Genomic DNA, 17,596 nt, shown 5'->3' with positions numbered 1-17,596 from the left:
CCCTGCTTTCGCAGGGACGACACCGAATGTTGGGGCGGATCGCGGCAGGTGAGACTGCAAGTGTGCGAAACTAAAGCACCTGATGCACGTCGATCACGACGCGGTCGGCGTGGCGGGCGGCGGAGCCGATGAAGATGTGCTGCATCAGCCAGCGGTAGTTTTCGGCGCCGGTTTCGAATTTCGGCACGGTGCGGAAATAGATCAGCTTCGGATCGACGGCCTCGCCGCGCTTCAGCTTCTGCAGCAGTTCGAACGGCCCGAAGCGGATGCCCTTGTTCTCGACATAGACGACGGCGCCGTCGTCGGTCTCGAAGGCGTATTTCGCCTCTAGCTCGATCAGCTCATCGGGCCGGATGATCTGGAAGTCGGCACCGAACGCCAGCACCTTGCCGTTGACCTTCTCGCCCCTCACCTCGCCGCCGATGATCGGAATGATGCGGCGGACGCCGGTGCCGATGTCGCCGGCGGACGTCACCTCGGCGATCCGGGCGGTAATGGTGAAGACGTATCTGGTCTCAAGCTCGGGATTCATGGGCCTAACCAATCATGCGCTGCGGCAGCCAGGTCGCGAGCAGAGGGAACAGGATCAGGATCACCAGCCGGATCAGGTCGGTGATGACGAACGGCAGCACGCCGACAAAGATCGTCGACATGTTGACGTCCTTGATCACGCTCTTGATCACGAACACGTTCATGCCGACCGGAGGATGGATCAGGCCGAGCTCAACCGTCATGACGATGATGATGCCGAACCAGATCGGATCGAAGCCGAGCGCGGTCACTACCGGAAACACGATCGGCACGGTGAGGATCACCATCGCCATCGCGTCCATCAGGCAGCCGAGCACCAGATACATCAGGAGGATCAGCGCCAGCACGCCATAGGGGCCGATGCCGAGCCCGGTGAGGAATTCGGTGACGTGCTGCGGCGTCTGGGTGATGGTGAGGAAATAGCCGAAGCAGAGCGCGCCGATCAACACCGTGAACACGGCGGCGGCGGTGCGCGTCGCCTGCAGCAGCGATTGCAGGATGCCTTCCCTGGTCAGCTTGCCGCGCAGGATACCGATGATGAAGGCGCCCACCGCGCCAACCGCGCCGGCTTCGGTCGGGACAAAGAAGCCGCCATAGAGCCCGCCGATCACGAACAGGAACAGCAGCAGCGGCGACCAGACGTCACGTAGCGCGACGAAGCGCTCGTGCCACGACGCCTTCTTTCCCGCCGGCAGGAAGCCGGGCCGCGTCACGCCGATGATGCCGATCGTGATCATGTGCATCAGGATCGCGAGCAGGCCCGGCACCACGCCCGCGATGAACAGCTTGCCGATGTCCTGCTGGGTGATGATGCCGTAGACCGCGAGCACGGTGGACGGCGGCAGCATCGCTCCGAGCGTGCCGCCGACCGCGATCACGCCCGCGGCGAATGATTGCGGATAGCCGAAGCGGCGCATCTCGGGATAGGCCACGGCCGAGAAGGTCGCGGCGGTCGCGACCGACGAGCCCGAGATCGCGGCGAAGCCGCCGCAGGCTGCGATCGTCGCAATGCCGAGCCCGCCCTTCCAATGACCGACGAAAGTGTTGGCGGCGCGGAACAGCTCGCGGCTGATGCCCGAGACCGACACGAAGGCGCCCATCAGCAAGAACATCGGGATCACGCCGAAGGAATAATCCGTCACCGTGCGCATCGTGGTCTGGCCGACCAGCTTGAGCGCCGGCGCGAAGCCGGTGAGATAGCCAAAACCGGTGATGCCGACGAGGCCCATCGCCATGCCGACGGGGACACGGAGCAGCATCAGCACGAACAGGCTGACAAAGCCGATAACGGCGACGGTCTCGGGACTGAGGTCGAGACTCATGGCCGTCTACTCCGCGGTCTTGATCTTGGCATCATGGATATCTTCCGGATGGAAGATCAGGCGGTAGGTGCGGATCGCGATCAGCAGCACCGCGGAGACGTCGCCGATCCACGACACCAGGAAGAACGGCCAGACCGGCACGCCGAGATCCATGGTGACGATATGGCTGTTCCTGGTGTCGATCACCTTGTCGACCAGCGTGTAGGTCTGCACGCTCACCACGAACAGCAGCACCAGCGTCGCGAAGATGTCGATCCAGCGCTGGTAGCGCGGCGAGGCGTTGGCCCAGACCAGATCCACGGTGATGTGGGTGCCGCGATAGCTCGTCGCCGCAATGCCCCAGAAAATCAGGATGCCGAGCAGGAACTGGCCGAAATTGTAGTAGTCGGGGATCGTCACCGCGAAGAATTTTCGCATGAACACCGCGGTGAAGGTATTAAGCGCGACGACGCCGACGAAGAAGGCCGCGACCCATTCGATCGAATCGATGAAGCGATCCATGAAATTCTTGCGCGCCGGCTCGGGTGGGCCGGTGATGACGCCGTCTTGGGAGACTTCGGAATTGGCAGCCATGCTTCGAGATCCCACCCCGCGTCATGGCCGGGCTTGTCCCGGCCATCCACGTCTTCGTTACCGTTCAGCAGTAAGGCGTGGATGCCCGGGACAAGCCCGGGCACGACGACCTCATTTGCCTCGGCAGCGCCTTAGATCCCCGCCTCGAACTTCTTCAGCGTGGCCTCCAGATCGGCGCCGATCTTTGCCGCATCGCCGCCGGCCCTTTTCACCGCCTCGGCCCAGCTATCGCGCAGCGGCTTGACCGCCTTCTTCCACTCGGCGAGCTGATCCGAAGTCAGCGGATAGACCTCGTGGCCTTCCAGCGCCTTCATCTTGGTGCGGCCATTGGCTTCGAAATCGGTCCAGGGGTCGGTGACCTTGGAGGCCCATTCCGGCGTGCAGTGGTCGTCGATCACCTTCTTCTGGGCAGCCGACATCGAATTATATTTGGCGAGGTTCATGTTGTAGGTGAACACCGTCGAATAGAGCGGCACGTCCATGTGGTACTTCACCACCTTGTCGATGCCGAACAGGAAGATCGAGCCCCAGGGGAAGGTGATTTCGTCGGCCACACCGCGCTCGATCGCATCGCGCGATTCCGGCGCGGAGGCCTGCACATTGGTGCCGCCGAACATCTTCACCATCTCGCCGATGGTGCTCTGCGCGGGCCGCACCTTGACGCCGGAGAGGTCGCTCGGCAGCACGATCTTCTTCTTGCCGTGCAGCGCACCCGGATCGTGGATGAAGGCGAAGCACAGCTTGGTGTCCTTCATCTCGGTCGGCGCATATTTGTGGTACCACTCGTTCAGCGCCAGCGTGCCCTTCTTGCCGTCGGAGAAGGTGAACGGAAGCTGGCCCGCGGCCGCGATCGGGAAACGGCCGGGCTGATAGCCGGGATTGACATAGGTGACGTCGGCGATGCCGTCGCGCGCCATGTCGTAATGGTCGAACGCCTTGCCGAGCTGCTCGGACGGAAACACGGTGACCTTGATGGTGCCGCCCGATGCCTTCTCGATGTCGGCGGCCCAGGCCTGGGTCGCCGGCACCAGCGGATGCGCCGGCGGCACCCATAGCGACACCTTGAGATTGACGGTCTTGTCCTGCGCGACAGCAGGTCGCGCAGCCGGCACGATGGCGGCGGCCATCAACACCGCCAACACTGTTTTCCTCATCACGTCTCCTCCTCTCCAGGGCGAGCTTGGTGCCCGGCCTCATTACTTAACATGTTATCTAATTCAGACGGATATTCAAGACGAAATCCGCCGGGCGGACGCCTCGTCGCACCCTCCGCCCCGGTCCCACGCCGCCGCATCTTGCGCTGCGGCGAACGTGCGTCGCGCGCAAATCCGTCTTGCCAAAACCGTTATATGATATAGTTGCCTTGGCAAGTTGACGGCGCGGGCACCGGCTAAAAGCCTATCCGATCGGGAGGACAAGGTATTGCGGACAAAAGTAGCAATCATTGGTGCAGGTCCGGCCGGACTGTTGCTTGGGCAACTACTTCATACTTTCGGCGTAGACAACATCATTCTTGAGCGGCAGACCCCGGACTATGTGCTGGGACGGATTCGCGCCGGGCTGCTCGAGGAAGGCACCGTGTCGCTGCTCGAGAGCGTCGGTGCCGCTTCCCGGCTGCACCAGGAGGGCCTGATCCATCACGGTCTCGAACTGGCGTTCGGCGGCGCGCGGCACCGCATCGATCTGCATGGCTCGACCGGCAAGACCGTGACCATCTACGGCCAGACCGAGGTCACGCTCGACCTGATGAATGCCCGCAAGGCGGCCAGCCTGACCTCGATCTACTCGGCGGCCGACGTCAAGCCGCTTGATTTCGACACCGATCATCCGCGCGTCAGCTACGTCAAGGACGGCGTCACCCACGAGATCGCCTGCGACTTCATCGCCGGCTGCGACGGCTTCCACGGCGTCAGCCGCGCCAGCGTACCGGCGTCGGCGATCACCAGCTACGAGCGGGTGTATCCGTTCGGCTGGCTCGGCATCCTCTCGGAGACGCCGCCGGTCTCGCCGGAACTGATCTACAACAACCATGCGCGCGGCTTTGCGCTGTGCACGATGCGCTCGACCCACCGCAGCCGCTATTACGTGCAGTGCCCGCTCGACGATCATGTCGACCAATGGTCGGACGAGCGGTTCTGGGACGAATTGAAGCGGCGCCTCGACCAGAAGGCCGCCGACGAGATCGTCACCGGCCCCTCGATCGAAAAGAGCATCGCGCCGCTGCGCAGCTTCGTCGCCGAGCCGATGCGGTTCGGCCGCATGTTCCTGGCCGGCGACGCCTCGCACATCGTGCCGCCGACCGGCGCCAAGGGCCTCAACCTTGCCGCCAGCGACGTGCATTATCTGTCGCAGGCGCTGCGCGAATATTACGACGAGAAATCCTCCGCCGGCATCGATGGGTATTCGGCGAAAGCGCTGGCGCGGGTCTGGAAGGCGGTGCGCTTCTCCTGGTGGATGACCTCGATGCTGCACAAATTCCCCGACGAGGGCGAATTCGCCGCGCGCATCCAGATCGCCGAGCTCGACTACCTCGTCAGTTCGAAGGCGGCCTCGACCTCGCTGTCGGAGAATTATGTGGGACTGCCGTTCTGATCACCGACTGCCGGCTTCGTCATCCCGGCGGCGCAGCAAGCCTCGAAGGATGCACGGCCCGGCCGGTGGCCGTCGATCCCTCGAGACAGCGCTACGCGCCTCCTAGGATGACGGGACGTGATGCCTGTGCTTAGGCAGCCGCCACGGCCGGCTTCGGCATCAGCCAGGCCAGCACCAGCGCGATCAGCAACAGCGCCGGGACGTCGCCCAGCAGGTGACCGCGCTCGGCCTCGTCACTGACCGCCTGCACGGCCATGATGCCGCCATGCACGACGCTCGACCACACCGTGAACCAGATCAGGCTGCGGTGCTGCAGCGGATCCCGCGCGGCGAGCAGCAGGAATACGCCGAGCGTCGCATAGATGCCGACGATCATCATCGGGTAATGCGAATGGCCGTGGCCCCAGGACCAGCCGGACGGCCAGAGCTGGAACAGCGGATAGACGGCGAAAATCGCGATCAGACCGACCACGACGAGCGCGATGCGAAGATAGGTCAGGCGGGTCACGGCCGACATGGTCTCTCCTCATGCCATGGACGCGGCGCGAAGCATGTCACAAACTGCGGCGGGATGCGCGTGAACTGCGTCACGGTTGGGAAGCGGCCGCGATGCTGATATTGTATCCCGCACCCGGCGCGAGCGAGCTTCAAACAGCCGTGCAAATCCCGTTTAAAACTTTGTAGGCGGTGAAACCGTCATCGACATCGCGTTCAATGGCATCAACGCAACGTCATATGCGAGCTTCAGATGACCACCGATACGCAAGTCGTGCCCGACAATCCCCAAGACGTCCCTCAAGGCTTCGAGCCGCTGTTCCGCAAGAGCCCGCTCACCGAGCCCTGGGAGCCGCTCTACCAAAAGAAGACCGAGCGTGCCGTCATCATCGGCCTGCGGCTGGCGAGGCCACATACCAACGGCCGCGGCCTGATCCATGGCGGTCTGATCGCAGCCCTTGCCGACAACGCGATGGGCTATAGCTGCGGCCAGGCGACCGGCTGGACCACCTCGTTCGTCACGATCTCGCTCGCGGTCGATTTCGTCGGCTCCGCCAATGTCGGGCAATGGCTCGCGATCGAGAGCGACGTGATCAAGACCGGCAGCACGATCTGCTTCGCGCAGAGCCTGATCAAGGCCGACGGCGTGACCATCGCGCGCGCCAGCGGCACCTTCCGCGTGGTGCCGAAGAAGCCGCCGGTGAGCTAGTCGAAATACCAGTCGGTGATCTCGGTCACGATATCGATGAAGGTCCGCACCTTGGCCGACAACAGCCGCGTCGTCGGATAGACGACGTGGATCGGCACCGCCGGCTGCTCGAACTCGGCGAGCACGATCTGGAGCCGCCGCGCCTTCAGCGATTCGGCGGCCTGATAGGCCATCACCCGGGTCAGTCCGCCGTCCTGCTCGGCGTACTGGATGGCGGCGTCCGAGCTGTTGCTGGTGAAGCGCGGCGTAGGGGTGATGCGGACTTCGCGGCCATCCTCCATGAAACGCCAATCCGGCGTCGCGGTCATGGCGCCGAACTGGATCGTGTCGTGGGCGGTGAGGTCCGCCGGTCGCTTCGGCTCGCCGCGACGCTTGAGATAGCCGGCCGACGCCACCACGATGCGGCGCATCCGGCCGACATGCCGCGCCACCAGCGTCGAATCCGGCAGGTGCCCAAGCCTGACCGCGAGGTCGACGCCGTCCTCGACCAGATTGATCCTGCGATCGGACAGCCGCAGATCGACGCCGACGCCGGGATAGCGCTTCAGATAGGCGCTCACCACCGGGCTGACATGGAGCCGCCCGAAGCCGAACGGTGCCGAGATCACCAGCCGCCCCTCGGGGCGGGTGCGCTCGTTCTCGACCGCGTCCTCGGCCTCCTCGACATCGGCGAGGATCCGGCGCGCCCGCTCCAGATAGCGCGAGCCGGCGTCGGTCAGCGTCACCTGCCGCGTGGTCCGCTGCAGCAGCCGCGCGCCGAGCCGCTCCTCCAGCGCCGCGATCAGCCGCGTGATGGCGGACGGCGACAGGCCGAGCTTGCGGGCGGCGGGGGCAAACCCCTCGAGGTCCGCCACCGCGACGAAGGCCTGCATGGCGTCGATCCGGTCCATGGCACTATTGCATAATTGGCAACAGTGAAGTGTCAATGCACAAGATTGCTTACGATCTAGGAATGTCCATCTTAAGCAGTGAGGACAACCGCTTAAGGCGCCCGTCACGGGAGGCACCGATGTCAGATGGTCACAGCTATCCGAGCGACGTCGCATTCAGTCCGGCGGTGAAGGCGATCCAGACCCGCAAGGGCTCGCGCGCCACCTACGCCGAGCTCGAGGCGCATGGCGGCTGGCGCAGCGAGATCGACGAGAACCTCGCCGGCTTCCTCAGCGAGGTGAACAGCTTCTATCTCGCGACCGCATCGGTCGACGGCCAGCCCTACATCCAGCATCGCGGCGGGCCGAAGGGCTTTATCAAGGTGCTCGACAAGCACACCATCGCGTTCGCCGACTACAGCGGCAACCGCCAGTTCATCACGCAGGGCAATCTCTCGGAGAATGCCAAGGCCTATATCTTCGTGATGGATTACGCGCACCGCCGCCGCGTCAAGCTGTGGGGTGAGGCGAATGTGGTGGAGGACGATCCGGCGTTGACGCGCGCGCTGATGCCGCAGGGTTACCGGGCGCGGCCCGAGCAGGTGATCCTGTTCAAGGTCGCGGCGTGGGACACCAACTGCCCGCAGCACATTCCGCAGAAGTTCGACGCGGCCGATGTGGCGGCGGCGCTGGCCTCGCGCGACCAGCGCATCGCCGAGCTCGAGGCGGAGCTCGCCGCATTGAAGGGCCAGCCCGCTCCTGCCGCGCCGGCCCAGGCATGATTCGGAAAAGTGCGAAGCGGTTTTTCGGAAGGATCATGCCCCGAACTAAACCTAAAGCGCGATCGCGCTTTAGGCCGCCTGCTGCTGCAGCGGCGCCCAGGCGAATTCCGGATAATATTGCCGCATCATCCGGCCGACATAGGCGGTGAGATTGTCGAACTTCTCGGTGCGCTCGCGCAGCGGCGAATCGAAGAACGGGGTGAGGATTCCCGCCAGCGCGCCGAACGCGGTGGCATCGGTGCCGCACGGCGCATCACCCATCAGATACGGCTTGTCGCCGAGCTGGACCGCCAGCGCGAACAGCGAGCGGATCGCGAGATCGACGTCTTCGTCAGGTCCGTGGCGGCCAAGCCCGCTCAGCAGATAATTCTCGGCAACGCGGAACTGGGCGTCCTCGCGCATCTTGTCGCGCATATGGTCGGGCGCGCCGTCGAAGAAATGCGCGGGCCCCTTGGCGAAATTGGTGTCGTCGACCCATCGCGCGCCGACCAGCGCCCAGTAGACGTGATGTTCGATCATGCGCTCGAAGGCCCAGGCCTGGGCGCGCGCCTGCAGGCTGAGCGGCGCGTCGAAATCGAAGCCGTATTTGCCCTCGATATGGGCGCGGATGAAGGTCGAATCGGCGATCGTCTCGCCATCGTCGGCGATGAACGGCAGCTGGCCCTTGGGAGAGGCCGGCGGCATCGCCTTCTCTTTGCGATAGTCGAGCCCGGCCATCTTGAGCTGGACCTCGGTTTTGGTCACGAAGGGGCTGATTTCCGGCAAGCCGAAGCCCGTGCCAAAGCCAAAAAGCGTAATCATATGAAGCTCCCGATCGCCTGTGGTCGTGAATTGAAGCTAGCCGTCCCCTGCTGCCAGCATGGTGTCAGCAGTAGTGGCATTCACTGTCGAACGGGCCGACGGGTGCGAGGCGGCGAACCGCCTCGCGAACGCGCTTGACCAGCCGTGCCCGCCCGTAGGACCAGACCGTGCTGATCGACTGTGCGATCAGCGCGACCAGGGCCCAGCGCAGGTCGCCGGAAGTGGAGTAGACCGTGACCAGCTGTTCCAGCGCAAAGTCTTGCGCCTGCCGGAAACCGAGTTCGTCAAGATTCGTCATGGACAAATTCCCTTCACTTGAGGTGTTGTCCTGATATAGCCCCCACCTGCTGCCAACATGCTGTCAGCAGTAGCCGGCCGGGGCCCAGAAAAGCCTGCGCACCGAGAGAGACGAGACCCGTCAAGACACTCGTCAAGACGGCTGCCGAAACAGCTACCGAGACACTCGACCAGACACGTGCCAAGAGAGCGATCGAGAGAGTTGCCATGAGACGCGCCGACCGGCTGTTTCAGATCATCCAGGTGCTCCGACGCACCCGTAAGCCTTTGACTGCCGATGCAATCGCAGCCGAGCTCGAGACATCGAAGCGGACGATCTATCGCGACATCGCCAGCCTGATCGAGCAGCGGGTGCCGATCCGCGGCGAGGCCGGCATGGGCTACATCCTGGAGAAGGGATTCGACCTGCCGCCCTTGATGCTGACACCCGACGAGATCGAGGCCTGCGTGCTCGGCGCGCAATGGGTGGTCGGCCACGCCGATCCGGCGCTGGCGCGCGCGGCCGAGGACCTGATGGCCAAGATCGCCGAGACCGTGCCCGACCGGCTGCGGCCGTTCGTGCTGGAGCCGGCGAGCCGGGCCCGCTCGGCCTGGAACCGGGAGCCCGACCGCATCGACATGGTCAGGACCCGCAGCCAGATCCATGAGGGCAAGAAGATCACGCTGAACTATCGCGACGAGCATGGCCGCGATAGCGAGCGCACGATCTGGCCGATCGCGGTCGGCTATCACGAGGCGGTGCGGCTGCTCGCCGCCTGGTGCGAGCTGCGCAAGGATTTCCGCAGCTTCCGCACCGACCGCGTGGTCACGGCGGTCTATCACGACGAGAAATATCCGGAGCGGCGCGACCTGCTCAGGGCGCGCTGGCGCCGCAGCTTGGTCTGGGAAGCGCCGAGGGACACCTGATGGCTGACAACGCGACCGACGCAGCCGACGCAAACCCCTGCCAGTCCTGCGGCGCCTGCTGCAGCTATTCGGAGAACTGGCCGCGCTTCACCATCGAGGACGACGCGCAGCTCGATCTGATCCCACCGCAATTCGTCAACGCGCGACAATCAGGCATGCGCTGCGAGGGCGATCGCTGCTCGGCGCTAGCGGGCCGGGTCGGAGAAGCAACGCGCTGCGAAGTCTATGCGGTGCGGCCGGAGGTATGCCGGACCTGCCAGCCGGGCGACGCGGAATGCGCGATGGCGCGGCGCCGGCACGGGCTGCCGCTCATCGCGAGCGCGCAGCCGATCTGACCAGACGTTACGCCGTGACCCTGTCGCTGACGTCCTCGTCGTCGAGCTCGTCATCGACGATCGGCGCGAAGGTCGTCAGCGGCTTGGTCGACAGCGTGATCGGCTTGCGGCCACCATGCGAAACGGTCGCGGCGCGGGCCGGCTCGCGCGACAGCGCGTAGAGCGTCGAGCCGACACGGCCACCCGAATTCGCCAGCTCCCACTCGCTGCAGCTCGAAGCAATCGCCACCGCGAGCGCGTGCAGATGGCTGCGGCGATAGCAGAACAGCGCGAGCCTCGCCCTGACGTCGGGCGCGACATTGGCAACCAGCAACGAGAGCCCGTTCGGATTGGCGCGGTACATCTGGCCGAGCAGATCGTCGGCAACCGGGCAGGCATCGTTCTCGAAGGCGTCGCGGCTTGAAAACATTTGCAAATCCCCCTCGATCGGGAAGATGCCGCGTAATCCTCTAACGAAAGGTTAACCACGGCTTCCGGTCGCTTCCGGAGGGCCTTGCCCGTTGCGCGCGAATCACATCCGCCCGCGTCGCGGGCATCTGGATTCCTGGTCCCAGGATGTGAGGAAAGGCGCGCGAAACCCGCTCAGTTCGCGGCCATATAGATCGACAGCGCGAAGCCGGTGAGGTGGTGCAGCGCCTGGTCGACCCCGATCAGGGTCCAGAACCAGGGATGGCCGGATTCCAGCGTCACGCCGAAATGCGAGGCGCAGATGCCCTTAGCCCGATCGACGATGATGTGGATCACGAAGTCGATGAAGGCGACGTACCAGAACCGCGGCGCCACCACCAGGATCAGCGCCAGGGCAACCGCGAGATGGACCAGGCAGTGCGCCAGCAGCGGCAGCGCCCAGCCGGTCTTCTGATCCTTGCCGATCGCCATCCAGGCGTTCTGCAGCATGAAGTCGGCGATGATGTGCTTTGCGGTGAGAAGCAACATCCATCCCACCAGGGCACCAACCGACACCGACGATGACATGGAGGGAAACAACAAGCTGACGCCCTTTTACTTCGATGAATGTGATTGCAAGAAATCCGGGTCAGGCCGTCAGCACAATTCCGCAAACCGAAGCGTGTCTCATTTATGACATCTCCGGCGCCGGAATGCACCTGCGCCTCCTCGAAAATCACATCTCGGTCCGACCGTCGATAGTGGCAATGGTCATGTGGCATCGCGGCGCAGGCCGGCCGAGATTAAGGTTACGGCCGGCAGCCGGTTTGCATTCCCCCCGGGGAGGTATATCGTCGGCAACATAGGAAATTTTCTTTCTTTTATAGCCATTTACGGATTCACCGGGCAGCGCCGCGCCGATCGGGTTACGGCAACGGGCCGTCCCGGACGGGTGACGAGCCAGGTAATCAGCCATGAGTGCCGAAGCCCCCTCGCCTGCGCCGATGCCGCCGCGCCCACCGGTCGCCAAACCGGTCGTCAAGACCAACCGCGCGCAGATCATCATCTTCACCCTGCTGACGCTGCTGCTGAGCGCGGTCACCGTGATCGGCGGCCGCCTCTGGCTGCGCAATTCCGAAACGCTGGTGTTCGCGGTCGGCGATGCCAAGGGCCCGGAGGCGAAATTCGCCGCCAAGCTCGCCACCGTGCTGAAGAACAATTCGTCACGGCTGCGGCTGAAGATCACGCCGAACCCCGACAACGCCAAGGCGCTGGCGCAATTCGATCGCCGCGACGCCTCGCTTGCCATCCTGCGCACCGATGCAAGGGTGCCGCCGCGTGCCCGCGCCATCGCGATCCTCGAGCATGACGTGGTGCTGGTGCTCAGCCCCGGCGGCAAGAAGATCAAATCGCTGAGCGAGCTCAAGAAGAAGCGGATCGCGGTCGTCGGCGACGGCGAGAACAGCGTCAATTTCGTCCGCAGCGCGCTCGAGATTGCCGACAGCCCCGACGCGGCGCAGCGGGTACAGCAGGCGCCGCCGAACACATCTTTCGACAAGCTGTTCGCCTCCGGCTTCGCCGCCGTGATCGCGATCGAGCATGCCTCGAAGATCGTGAAGGACAAGACCTACGAGCAATATGCCAAGCGCGCCGGCGGCTTCACGCTGAATGCAATCGACGCGGCCAAGGCGCTGGCGCGCAAATACCCGGCGATTTCGGAGGAGACGGTCTCGACCGGCATGCTGTCGTCCTCGCCGGTGATCCCCGATGACGAGGTCGACACCATCGGACTGGAATGGCTGCTGGTCGCGCAATCCTCGATGTCCACGACGACAGCCGCCGAGCTCGCGCGCATCATCTATGAGAACAAGTCGGAACTCGCGCTCGACGACGGCTTCGCCTCCAAGATCGAGCCGGCGGCGACCGACAAGGACGCCTTCATCGTCGCCCATCAGGGCGCCGCCGAATACATCAACGACGATACCAAGTCGTTCATGGATCGCTACAGCGACGTGATGTATCTCGGCGCCGCCGCGCTCAGCATCATCGGCTCGATCTTCGCCGCGATCTACACCAAGATCACCCGCGTTGCACCCGAGAAGGCCAGCGAGCTGGCGGGCAGGATCCTCGACATCGGCGAGCGCGTCGAGCACGCTACCTGCGCCGAGCATCTCGACGAATTGCAGGACGAGCTCGAGGCGATCCTGCGCGGCGCGGTGACCGGCCTGCGCGACGGCACCGTTTCCGGCGACGGAATGGACACGTTCAAGCTCGGCTACGAATTGGTCCGCGACGAGATCGCACTGCGCCGCGATCACCTCAAGCGCCACCCGGCGACGCCGGACGAGAACCTCGTGGTGGTGAAGGCGGCGAATGGGTGAAACCAGGCCGTTGGTCACGCCACAAATACAACTGTCGTCCCTGCGGTCGCGCCACATGCACCACTGTCGTCCTGGCTTTCGCCAGGACGACACCGCCTATATTGAACGGCCGGTGAACCATACATCCGCGCTCTCGCGACATGCAGCGGAGCGGGCTACTTACCCGACCGCCGTGTCCGTCGGCGTCGCAGCGGCGTCGAGCTGCCGTCCCTCGTGATCCATATGCAGGTAGTTCGGGTTGAACAGGCCGGCCTGCATCAGCCGCTCGAGATTGGGGACGACCAGGGTCTTTCCCTTGAGTACGATCAGGCCGCCGGCGCGCAATTCCTGCAGCGTTCGGTTGACGTGAACCTTGGAGAGCCCGGTGGCATCGGCGAGATCGCCCTGGGTCAGCGGGAAATCACAGCTGTCGCCCTGGGTCAGGCCTGCGGCACGCAGCCGGAGCCAGATCTCGCACAGCAGATGGGCCATCCGCTCCAGCGCCGTTCGCTGGCCGAGGCTCATGGTCCATTCGCGCTGGATCGCCGCGTTGACCAGGGTTTCCCACCAGAACGCGGTCACGATGCGCGGATGTCCGGCTGCGACCTTGTCGAAGAATTCGCGGGAGAGGTCGGCGATCGACACAGCCGTGACGGTACCGATCGAATGGTCCATCTCGCGCAGGATGAAGACGTTCACATCGCAAATGTCGCCGGGCAGGAAGAAAGCCACGATCTGACGCCGGCCGTCCTCGAGCTGCTTGTAGCGATAGGCCCAGCCGGACAGGATCAGATGGACGTCCTTCGGCTTCTCGCCCTCGCGGACGATGTCGACCCGCGGACCAAAATGGCGGACGCGCTCGGTAGACGCGCGATTGAGAAGGACCTGGTCTACCGGCGAAAGCCGTGCAAACTGCTCCAATTTCCGGACTAGCGACGCCAACGATTGGTCTCCCGCATGTTTAATCGGGCAACTGCAGGACCGACTTCAATTACGTATGTTACCTTGCACAGCTATTGACGTATGTTCACTAGTGTACAGACGTCCCAACGATGCGACGGTTACATCCCCGAGCATCACACACACCTCGGCTCCCGGTGGGTACCACCGGTGAAATACGGGTCCCCCGCTCAAGGGGACGTCTAAGGGACGTTCAGACGAACGGCACGCCGTAGTAGTCGTTCACCGCGCGCGTGGTGCCGATATCGGACCAATTCCACTCGCGCTCGCTGCCGTATTTCGGCGCGCCGCGCAGCTGGCTCTCGGTGACGCCGGTGACATAGCCGCCCAGCCTCGTGTCGTATTTGAGCGACTGCCAGGGCAGCGGATAATGGTCGTTGCCGAGACCGAGAATGCCGCCGAAACCAAGCACGGCGTAAGACACCCGCCCGCTCTTCTTGTCGATCATCACCCGTTCGATCGAGCCGATCTTGCGCTCGTCGGAGCCATAGACCGCGGTGCCCTCGACCTTGTCGCTGCCGATCAGGTTTCCGACCTCCTTCTCGTCCATCGCCATGTCAATTCTCCATTGATCCTTCGACGCCAACGGTCGACCCGGGTCATCGTTCCTGCCGCATTGCCGCGATTGCTGCAGAGCGGAACGACGTTCAGCCCGTTGGAGGATCGCCGCGGTCGTCCGATGTCATGCCGGATCCCGGCGTCTTGTCGGCATCGTTCAATTTCGGATCACGCGTCGCTTCGCGCGCATTCGACTTTCGCGGGTCGGTCTTCTGCGCGGCCTGCGCGCGCTGCTTGTCGGCCGGCTGCTCCTGCCCCTTGTTGTCTTTCACGATGCCCTGATTGGAATGTACCATTGCTTATGTCCTTATTGTTTCCTTGGCTGCCTTGCTGGAAGACATGCGGGCCCCGGCGATCAAATTCGCCGAGGCCCGTCACCGGAGTGGTCCACCGCCTTTCGGGGAGCAAAGCAGCGAACGCACGGGTGTTACGCAGAGCGCCGAAGATCGTTCCTGCGATCTTCGCGATCCCAGGTCGCGATCTTGGGTCGCGATTTTGGGTCGCGATTTCGGGGCGCGCGGTTTTTCAATTCGACCGATGTCATGGGTTAACGACGGCGTCCGGGGAACAAGCCTAGTATTGCTGTTCCAGCTCGGAGACGGCATGATCAAGAAGAAGCGCAACAGGTCGCGGCCTCCCGGATCGTTCGAAAACCGCTTGCAGAAATTCGCCGAAGATTCGCGCATTGCGGCGCGCAAGCTGCCGCCGGGACGGGAACGCGAAATGCTGATGAAGAAGGCCAGACAGACCGAGACTGTGATGGAAGTCAGCGAATGGCTGACGTTCCGCAAGTAGCCGCGAGTCGCAAAGGAGAGCTGCGATGATCGAGGAACGGTTTGACTCACGCACGCTCTTCGCCATGAACGCTGCGCTCGATCGCGTTTGTTCAGACGCAGCTCACGGCGAGGAACATGACACCCGCCGCCGCGTTGCCAGATACATCATCAAATGCGCCAAGAGCGGCAGGACGACGCTCTCCGAGTTGACCGAAGCCGGACAGCAGGCGCTGGCCAAGGCCACCGCCGCGGCGGGATAACCGGCGCAACTGCCCTGTTGCCCTCGGCCCTCAGCAGAGGCAGCTACGCATGCGCATTGCAATCAGCATCGGCCTGCTGGCCTTTTTGGCCGCCGTCGGCGCCTACGCCTATGAAGGCCTGACTGTGGACGCTCCGGTGCCGGCCTACGGCATCGTGGTGTTCACGATCGGCATTGCGGTTCTGGCTGCGGTTTGCATCGGCCTGATGGGCCTGTTGTTCTATTCCAGCCGCCGCGGCTACGACGAGCCGCCGCACATCAAGCGGTAGGTGTTCTCCGCTTGCGGCGCTATGGGTTGCTTCGCTTCGCGCGCAATGACGCGGGAGCTATCACCGTCACCTTGAGGAGGCCGCAAGGCGGCCGTCTCGAAGGGCGAGGGCCCATCTGTGGCCGTGCATCCTTCGAGGCTCGCCCAGCGGCGCAATTGCGCCGCAAGGCTCGCACCTCCAGCGACAAAGGCTTCGCCTTTGCGCGGGGATGACGGGTCCAGCACTGGAAATCCCGTTCAATGCGAGCCAACCGCCGGTGCCCGGGCGCGGATTTCCGCGATCTTGCGCTTCAGCGCTGCCTGCCGCGGATCTGGCATGGAGGCTGCGCGCGCTTCCGTAATGGCGCCGGCAAGGTCGGGGAGCACGAGCACGCCGTCGAAGGTCGGCTTGGCGAGCCCGTCGATGATCACGTGCCAGTCCGCGATGCCCTGGCGGTAGGGATCGCCGTAGCCCTGGACCATGGTCGCGGTCTGCACGAGCGCCGGGGCGGCGCCCGGCTGCTTGGTCAGGCTGCGGTCGATCATGTGCAGCCAACGCTCGACCCAGACGCGCTCCCTGGCATAGCGTCCCGAGAACAGCCGCCAGCGCTTCAGGCCCGCCTCGATCCTGAGCCGGCGAACGCTGAAGCGGTTGTTGGCGCTGAAGCGGATCGAGATCCGGCGACGCCGCCAGCCGAATTGATCCAGCACGCCGAGCACCGGATCGGCGACCACTGCCGGCAGGGCGTCGATCAACTCGTCCAGGCGAAACTTCTTGACGTCGTCGGCCGAGCGCGCCGCAAGGCCGCCCACCGCGTTGACTTCGCCAAGCTTGAGCTGCGCGATGCGGATCGCGTCCTCATAGGCCATGCGCTCCGCCATCAAGCGGGCGATCTCGGCAAGCAGGGCGTCGTCGACGCCGCGGCGGCCGACGAAGCGCTTGAGCCGGTCGATATAGAGCTGGGCGTAGCTCGTGCCCTGATAGGCGATCAACAGATTGATGGCCTTGGTGACGGCCGGCCCGAGATGGTCCGGGCAGGCGTCGGGCAGCACCGGCGGCCCCTCGTCCTCATCGCCGATGATGTCGGCAAAGAGGTAACGGAGCGAAGCCAGGAGACCGTCGTCATCCGGCACTGCGGCGCCTCCAGAACTCGTCACGGGGCTCATGCAGGTTTTGGCTCCGCAACCTGTGGGGTCGTGTGCTGCGCGAGTTGCTGCTCGAGCGTCGAGATATTCTGGAACAGACGGGCGCTGGCGAGTCGCAGAAAGTAGAAGCCGAAGGCCGGGTTCTGGACGTAAAGCTGCTCGACCTGGTCATAGGTCACCGACAGCACCATGCCGGTCTCGACGCACTCCAGCGTCTGGGTTCGCGTGTTCGACGGCGACAGCATGCCGAACTCGCCGACGAGGGCGCCGACCGGCAGCTCGATGCCCGATTCGACCAGGCGGAAGCGGCCGCTGACAATGTAGAACATGCTGTCGGCCTTCTCGTCCTTGTAGAACAGGACTTCCCCCGCGGTGCATTTGCGCTCCGTCGTGAACGGCCTGAGCCAATCCATCGACAGATCGCTGTTGACCGATCTTTTCACGTTGCGGACAAGTTGCAGCATCTGGTGCAGCCGATAGGTGTTCACCGGCAGCAGCACGGCATGCAGAATCAGCGTCGCGTAATTGTGCGTCGGGATCGCGGTCGCGATCAGGATGATGTTGGTCAGGATGGCGAACACGCGCAACGGGATCATGGTGCGCATTGACAGCGTGGCGACCACGAAGATCGAAGCGAAGAGACTCCCGGCGGCGCCGGCGTGCTGCGCGAGATGTGAGGTATCCATCGGAA

General features: G+C 64.0%; 24 protein-coding genes. 9 read left to right on the top strand and 15 right to left on the bottom strand.

Annotated elements, in window-relative coordinates:
- Nucleotides 1-70 precede the first annotated feature (70 nt).
- The 4 genes from AKL29_RS01655 to AKL29_RS01640 form a co-directional block, all read right to left on the bottom strand.
- Nucleotides 71-532: a DUF3237 domain-containing protein gene (locus tag AKL29_RS01655; RefSeq protein WP_050382610.1), complete on the bottom strand. Its 462-nt coding sequence runs from the start codon at nucleotides 530-532 to the stop codon at nucleotides 71-73.
- Between the two features lie 4 nt (nucleotides 533-536).
- Nucleotides 537-1,853, bottom strand: coding sequence for a TRAP transporter large permease (locus tag AKL29_RS01650; RefSeq protein ID WP_028336540.1), 1,317 nt, complete (start codon nucleotides 1,851-1,853; stop codon nucleotides 537-539).
- A gap of 6 nt (nucleotides 1,854-1,859) precedes the next feature.
- Nucleotides 1,860-2,426, bottom strand: a complete 567-nt coding sequence (locus AKL29_RS01645) for a TRAP transporter small permease (RefSeq protein WP_050382608.1) — start codon at nucleotides 2,424-2,426, stop codon at nucleotides 1,860-1,862.
- Between the two features lie 131 nt (nucleotides 2,427-2,557).
- Nucleotides 2,558-3,580 carry a TRAP transporter substrate-binding protein gene (locus AKL29_RS01640; RefSeq protein ID WP_050382605.1) on the bottom strand — a complete coding sequence of 341 codons (1,023 nt, stop codon included), beginning with the start codon at nucleotides 3,578-3,580 and terminating at the stop codon, nucleotides 2,558-2,560.
- 268 nt (nucleotides 3,581-3,848) lie between these two features.
- On the opposite strand from AKL29_RS01640, the gene pobA reads away from it, so the two are divergent.
- Nucleotides 3,849-5,018, top strand: a complete 1,170-nt coding sequence (gene pobA, locus AKL29_RS01635) for a 4-hydroxybenzoate 3-monooxygenase (RefSeq protein WP_050382604.1) — start codon at nucleotides 3,849-3,851, stop codon at nucleotides 5,016-5,018.
- A gap of 130 nt (nucleotides 5,019-5,148) precedes the next feature.
- Here pobA and AKL29_RS01630 read toward each other — a convergent pair whose 3' ends face one another.
- Complete coding sequence (locus AKL29_RS01630) at nucleotides 5,149-5,535, bottom strand: DUF6632 domain-containing protein (RefSeq protein ID WP_050382601.1); 387 nt, start codon at nucleotides 5,533-5,535, stop codon at nucleotides 5,149-5,151.
- A 231-nt stretch (nucleotides 5,536-5,766) separates the two neighbouring features.
- Between AKL29_RS01630 and AKL29_RS01625 the strand changes: the two genes are divergently transcribed.
- On the top strand, nucleotides 5,767-6,222 hold the full coding sequence (locus AKL29_RS01625) for a PaaI family thioesterase (RefSeq protein WP_050382599.1): 456 nt from the start codon (nucleotides 5,767-5,769) through the stop codon (nucleotides 6,220-6,222).
- Here the strand turns inward: AKL29_RS01625 and AKL29_RS01620 are convergent.
- On the bottom strand, nucleotides 6,219-7,112 hold the full coding sequence (locus AKL29_RS01620) for a LysR family transcriptional regulator (RefSeq protein WP_050382597.1): 894 nt from the start codon (nucleotides 7,110-7,112) through the stop codon (nucleotides 6,219-6,221). The genes AKL29_RS01625 and AKL29_RS01620 overlap by 4 nt on opposite strands.
- A gap of 119 nt (nucleotides 7,113-7,231) precedes the next feature.
- Between AKL29_RS01620 and AKL29_RS01615 the strand changes: the two genes are divergently transcribed.
- Nucleotides 7,232-7,873 (top strand): pyridoxamine 5'-phosphate oxidase family protein, encoded by a 642-nt coding sequence (locus AKL29_RS01615; RefSeq protein WP_050382595.1) that lies wholly within the window; start codon nucleotides 7,232-7,234, stop codon nucleotides 7,871-7,873.
- 69 nt (nucleotides 7,874-7,942) lie between these two features.
- On the opposite strand, the gene AKL29_RS01610 is transcribed toward AKL29_RS01615, so the two are convergent.
- Complete coding sequence (locus tag AKL29_RS01610) at nucleotides 7,943-8,674, bottom strand: glutathione S-transferase family protein (RefSeq protein WP_028336547.1); 732 nt, start codon at nucleotides 8,672-8,674, stop codon at nucleotides 7,943-7,945.
- A gap of 64 nt (nucleotides 8,675-8,738) precedes the next feature.
- Nucleotides 8,739-8,972, bottom strand: coding sequence for a hypothetical protein (locus tag AKL29_RS01605; RefSeq protein ID WP_050382593.1), 234 nt, complete (start codon nucleotides 8,970-8,972; stop codon nucleotides 8,739-8,741).
- A gap of 206 nt (nucleotides 8,973-9,178) precedes the next feature.
- Here AKL29_RS01605 and AKL29_RS01600 point away from each other — a divergent pair, with 206 nt between their 5' ends.
- A complete protein-coding gene (locus AKL29_RS01600; protein WP_028336549.1) occupies nucleotides 9,179-9,877 on the top strand; it encodes a helix-turn-helix transcriptional regulator in 699 nt (232 codons plus the stop codon).
- Nucleotides 9,877-10,212: a YkgJ family cysteine cluster protein gene (locus tag AKL29_RS01595; protein ID WP_028336550.1), complete on the top strand. Its 336-nt coding sequence runs from the start codon at nucleotides 9,877-9,879 to the stop codon at nucleotides 10,210-10,212. Before AKL29_RS01600 ends, AKL29_RS01595 begins: the two co-directional genes overlap by 1 nt.
- 7 nt (nucleotides 10,213-10,219) lie before the next feature.
- Here AKL29_RS01595 and AKL29_RS01590 read toward each other — a convergent pair whose 3' ends face one another.
- Nucleotides 10,220-10,621 (bottom strand): hypothetical protein, encoded by a 402-nt coding sequence (locus AKL29_RS01590; protein WP_016847470.1) that lies wholly within the window; start codon nucleotides 10,619-10,621, stop codon nucleotides 10,220-10,222.
- Nucleotides 10,622-10,794: 173 nt separating this feature from the next.
- Nucleotides 10,795-11,148 carry a DUF3307 domain-containing protein gene (locus AKL29_RS01585; RefSeq protein WP_016847469.1) on the bottom strand — a complete coding sequence of 118 codons (354 nt, stop codon included), beginning with the start codon at nucleotides 11,146-11,148 and terminating at the stop codon, nucleotides 10,795-10,797.
- Nucleotides 11,149-11,573: 425 nt separating this feature from the next.
- On the opposite strand from AKL29_RS01585, the gene AKL29_RS01580 reads away from it, so the two are divergent.
- Entirely contained in the window at nucleotides 11,574-12,980 is a 1,407-nt protein-coding gene (locus AKL29_RS01580) for a TAXI family TRAP transporter solute-binding subunit (protein WP_244481669.1), read from the top strand.
- A gap of 159 nt (nucleotides 12,981-13,139) precedes the next feature.
- On the opposite strand, the gene AKL29_RS01575 is transcribed toward AKL29_RS01580, so the two are convergent.
- The 3 genes from AKL29_RS01575 to AKL29_RS01565 form a co-directional block, all read right to left on the bottom strand.
- Entirely contained in the window at nucleotides 13,140-13,901 is a 762-nt protein-coding gene (locus AKL29_RS01575) for a Crp/Fnr family transcriptional regulator (protein WP_050382590.1), read from the bottom strand.
- Between the two features lie 211 nt (nucleotides 13,902-14,112).
- Nucleotides 14,113-14,475, bottom strand: coding sequence for a PRC-barrel domain-containing protein (locus AKL29_RS01570; RefSeq protein ID WP_016847466.1), 363 nt, complete (start codon nucleotides 14,473-14,475; stop codon nucleotides 14,113-14,115).
- Nucleotides 14,476-14,566: 91 nt separating this feature from the next.
- Nucleotides 14,567-14,773, bottom strand: a complete 207-nt coding sequence (locus AKL29_RS01565) for a hypothetical protein (protein WP_050382588.1) — start codon at nucleotides 14,771-14,773, stop codon at nucleotides 14,567-14,569.
- On the opposite strand from AKL29_RS01565, the gene AKL29_RS44125 reads away from it, so the two are divergent.
- From AKL29_RS44125 to AKL29_RS01550, 3 genes are read left to right on the top strand one after another with little or no spacing between them, the layout of a single operon-like run.
- Nucleotides 14,760-15,272 (top strand): hypothetical protein, encoded by a 513-nt coding sequence (locus AKL29_RS44125; RefSeq protein ID WP_244481668.1) that lies wholly within the window; start codon nucleotides 14,760-14,762, stop codon nucleotides 15,270-15,272. The genes AKL29_RS01565 and AKL29_RS44125 overlap by 14 nt on opposite strands.
- Nucleotides 15,273-15,297: 25 nt before the next feature.
- On the top strand, nucleotides 15,298-15,513 hold the full coding sequence (locus tag AKL29_RS01555) for a hypothetical protein (RefSeq protein WP_050382586.1): 216 nt from the start codon (nucleotides 15,298-15,300) through the stop codon (nucleotides 15,511-15,513).
- 49 nt (nucleotides 15,514-15,562) lie between these two features.
- The gene (locus AKL29_RS01550; protein ID WP_050382584.1) at nucleotides 15,563-15,781 is read left to right on the top strand and encodes a hypothetical protein; all 219 of its coding nucleotides are present in this window, start codon (nucleotides 15,563-15,565) and stop codon (nucleotides 15,779-15,781) included.
- 236 nt (nucleotides 15,782-16,017) lie between these two features.
- Here AKL29_RS01550 and AKL29_RS01545 read toward each other — a convergent pair whose 3' ends face one another.
- Both AKL29_RS01545 and AKL29_RS01540 read right to left on the bottom strand, forming a co-directional pair.
- Complete coding sequence (locus AKL29_RS01545) at nucleotides 16,018-16,893, bottom strand: DUF6537 domain-containing protein (protein ID WP_082190437.1); 876 nt, start codon at nucleotides 16,891-16,893, stop codon at nucleotides 16,018-16,020.
- Nucleotides 16,894-16,922: 29 nt separating this feature from the next.
- Nucleotides 16,923-17,591 (bottom strand): Crp/Fnr family transcriptional regulator, encoded by a 669-nt coding sequence (locus AKL29_RS01540; RefSeq protein ID WP_028336556.1) that lies wholly within the window; start codon nucleotides 17,589-17,591, stop codon nucleotides 16,923-16,925.
- Nucleotides 17,592-17,596: the final 5 nt, after the last annotated feature.

Source organism: Bradyrhizobium pachyrhizi (assembly GCF_001189245.1).
Lineage (GTDB): Bacteria > Pseudomonadota > Alphaproteobacteria > Rhizobiales > Xanthobacteraceae > Bradyrhizobium > Bradyrhizobium pachyrhizi.
The sequence above is the reverse complement of the archived record's forward strand: the minus strand, read 5'-3'. Positions and strand labels throughout refer to the sequence as shown.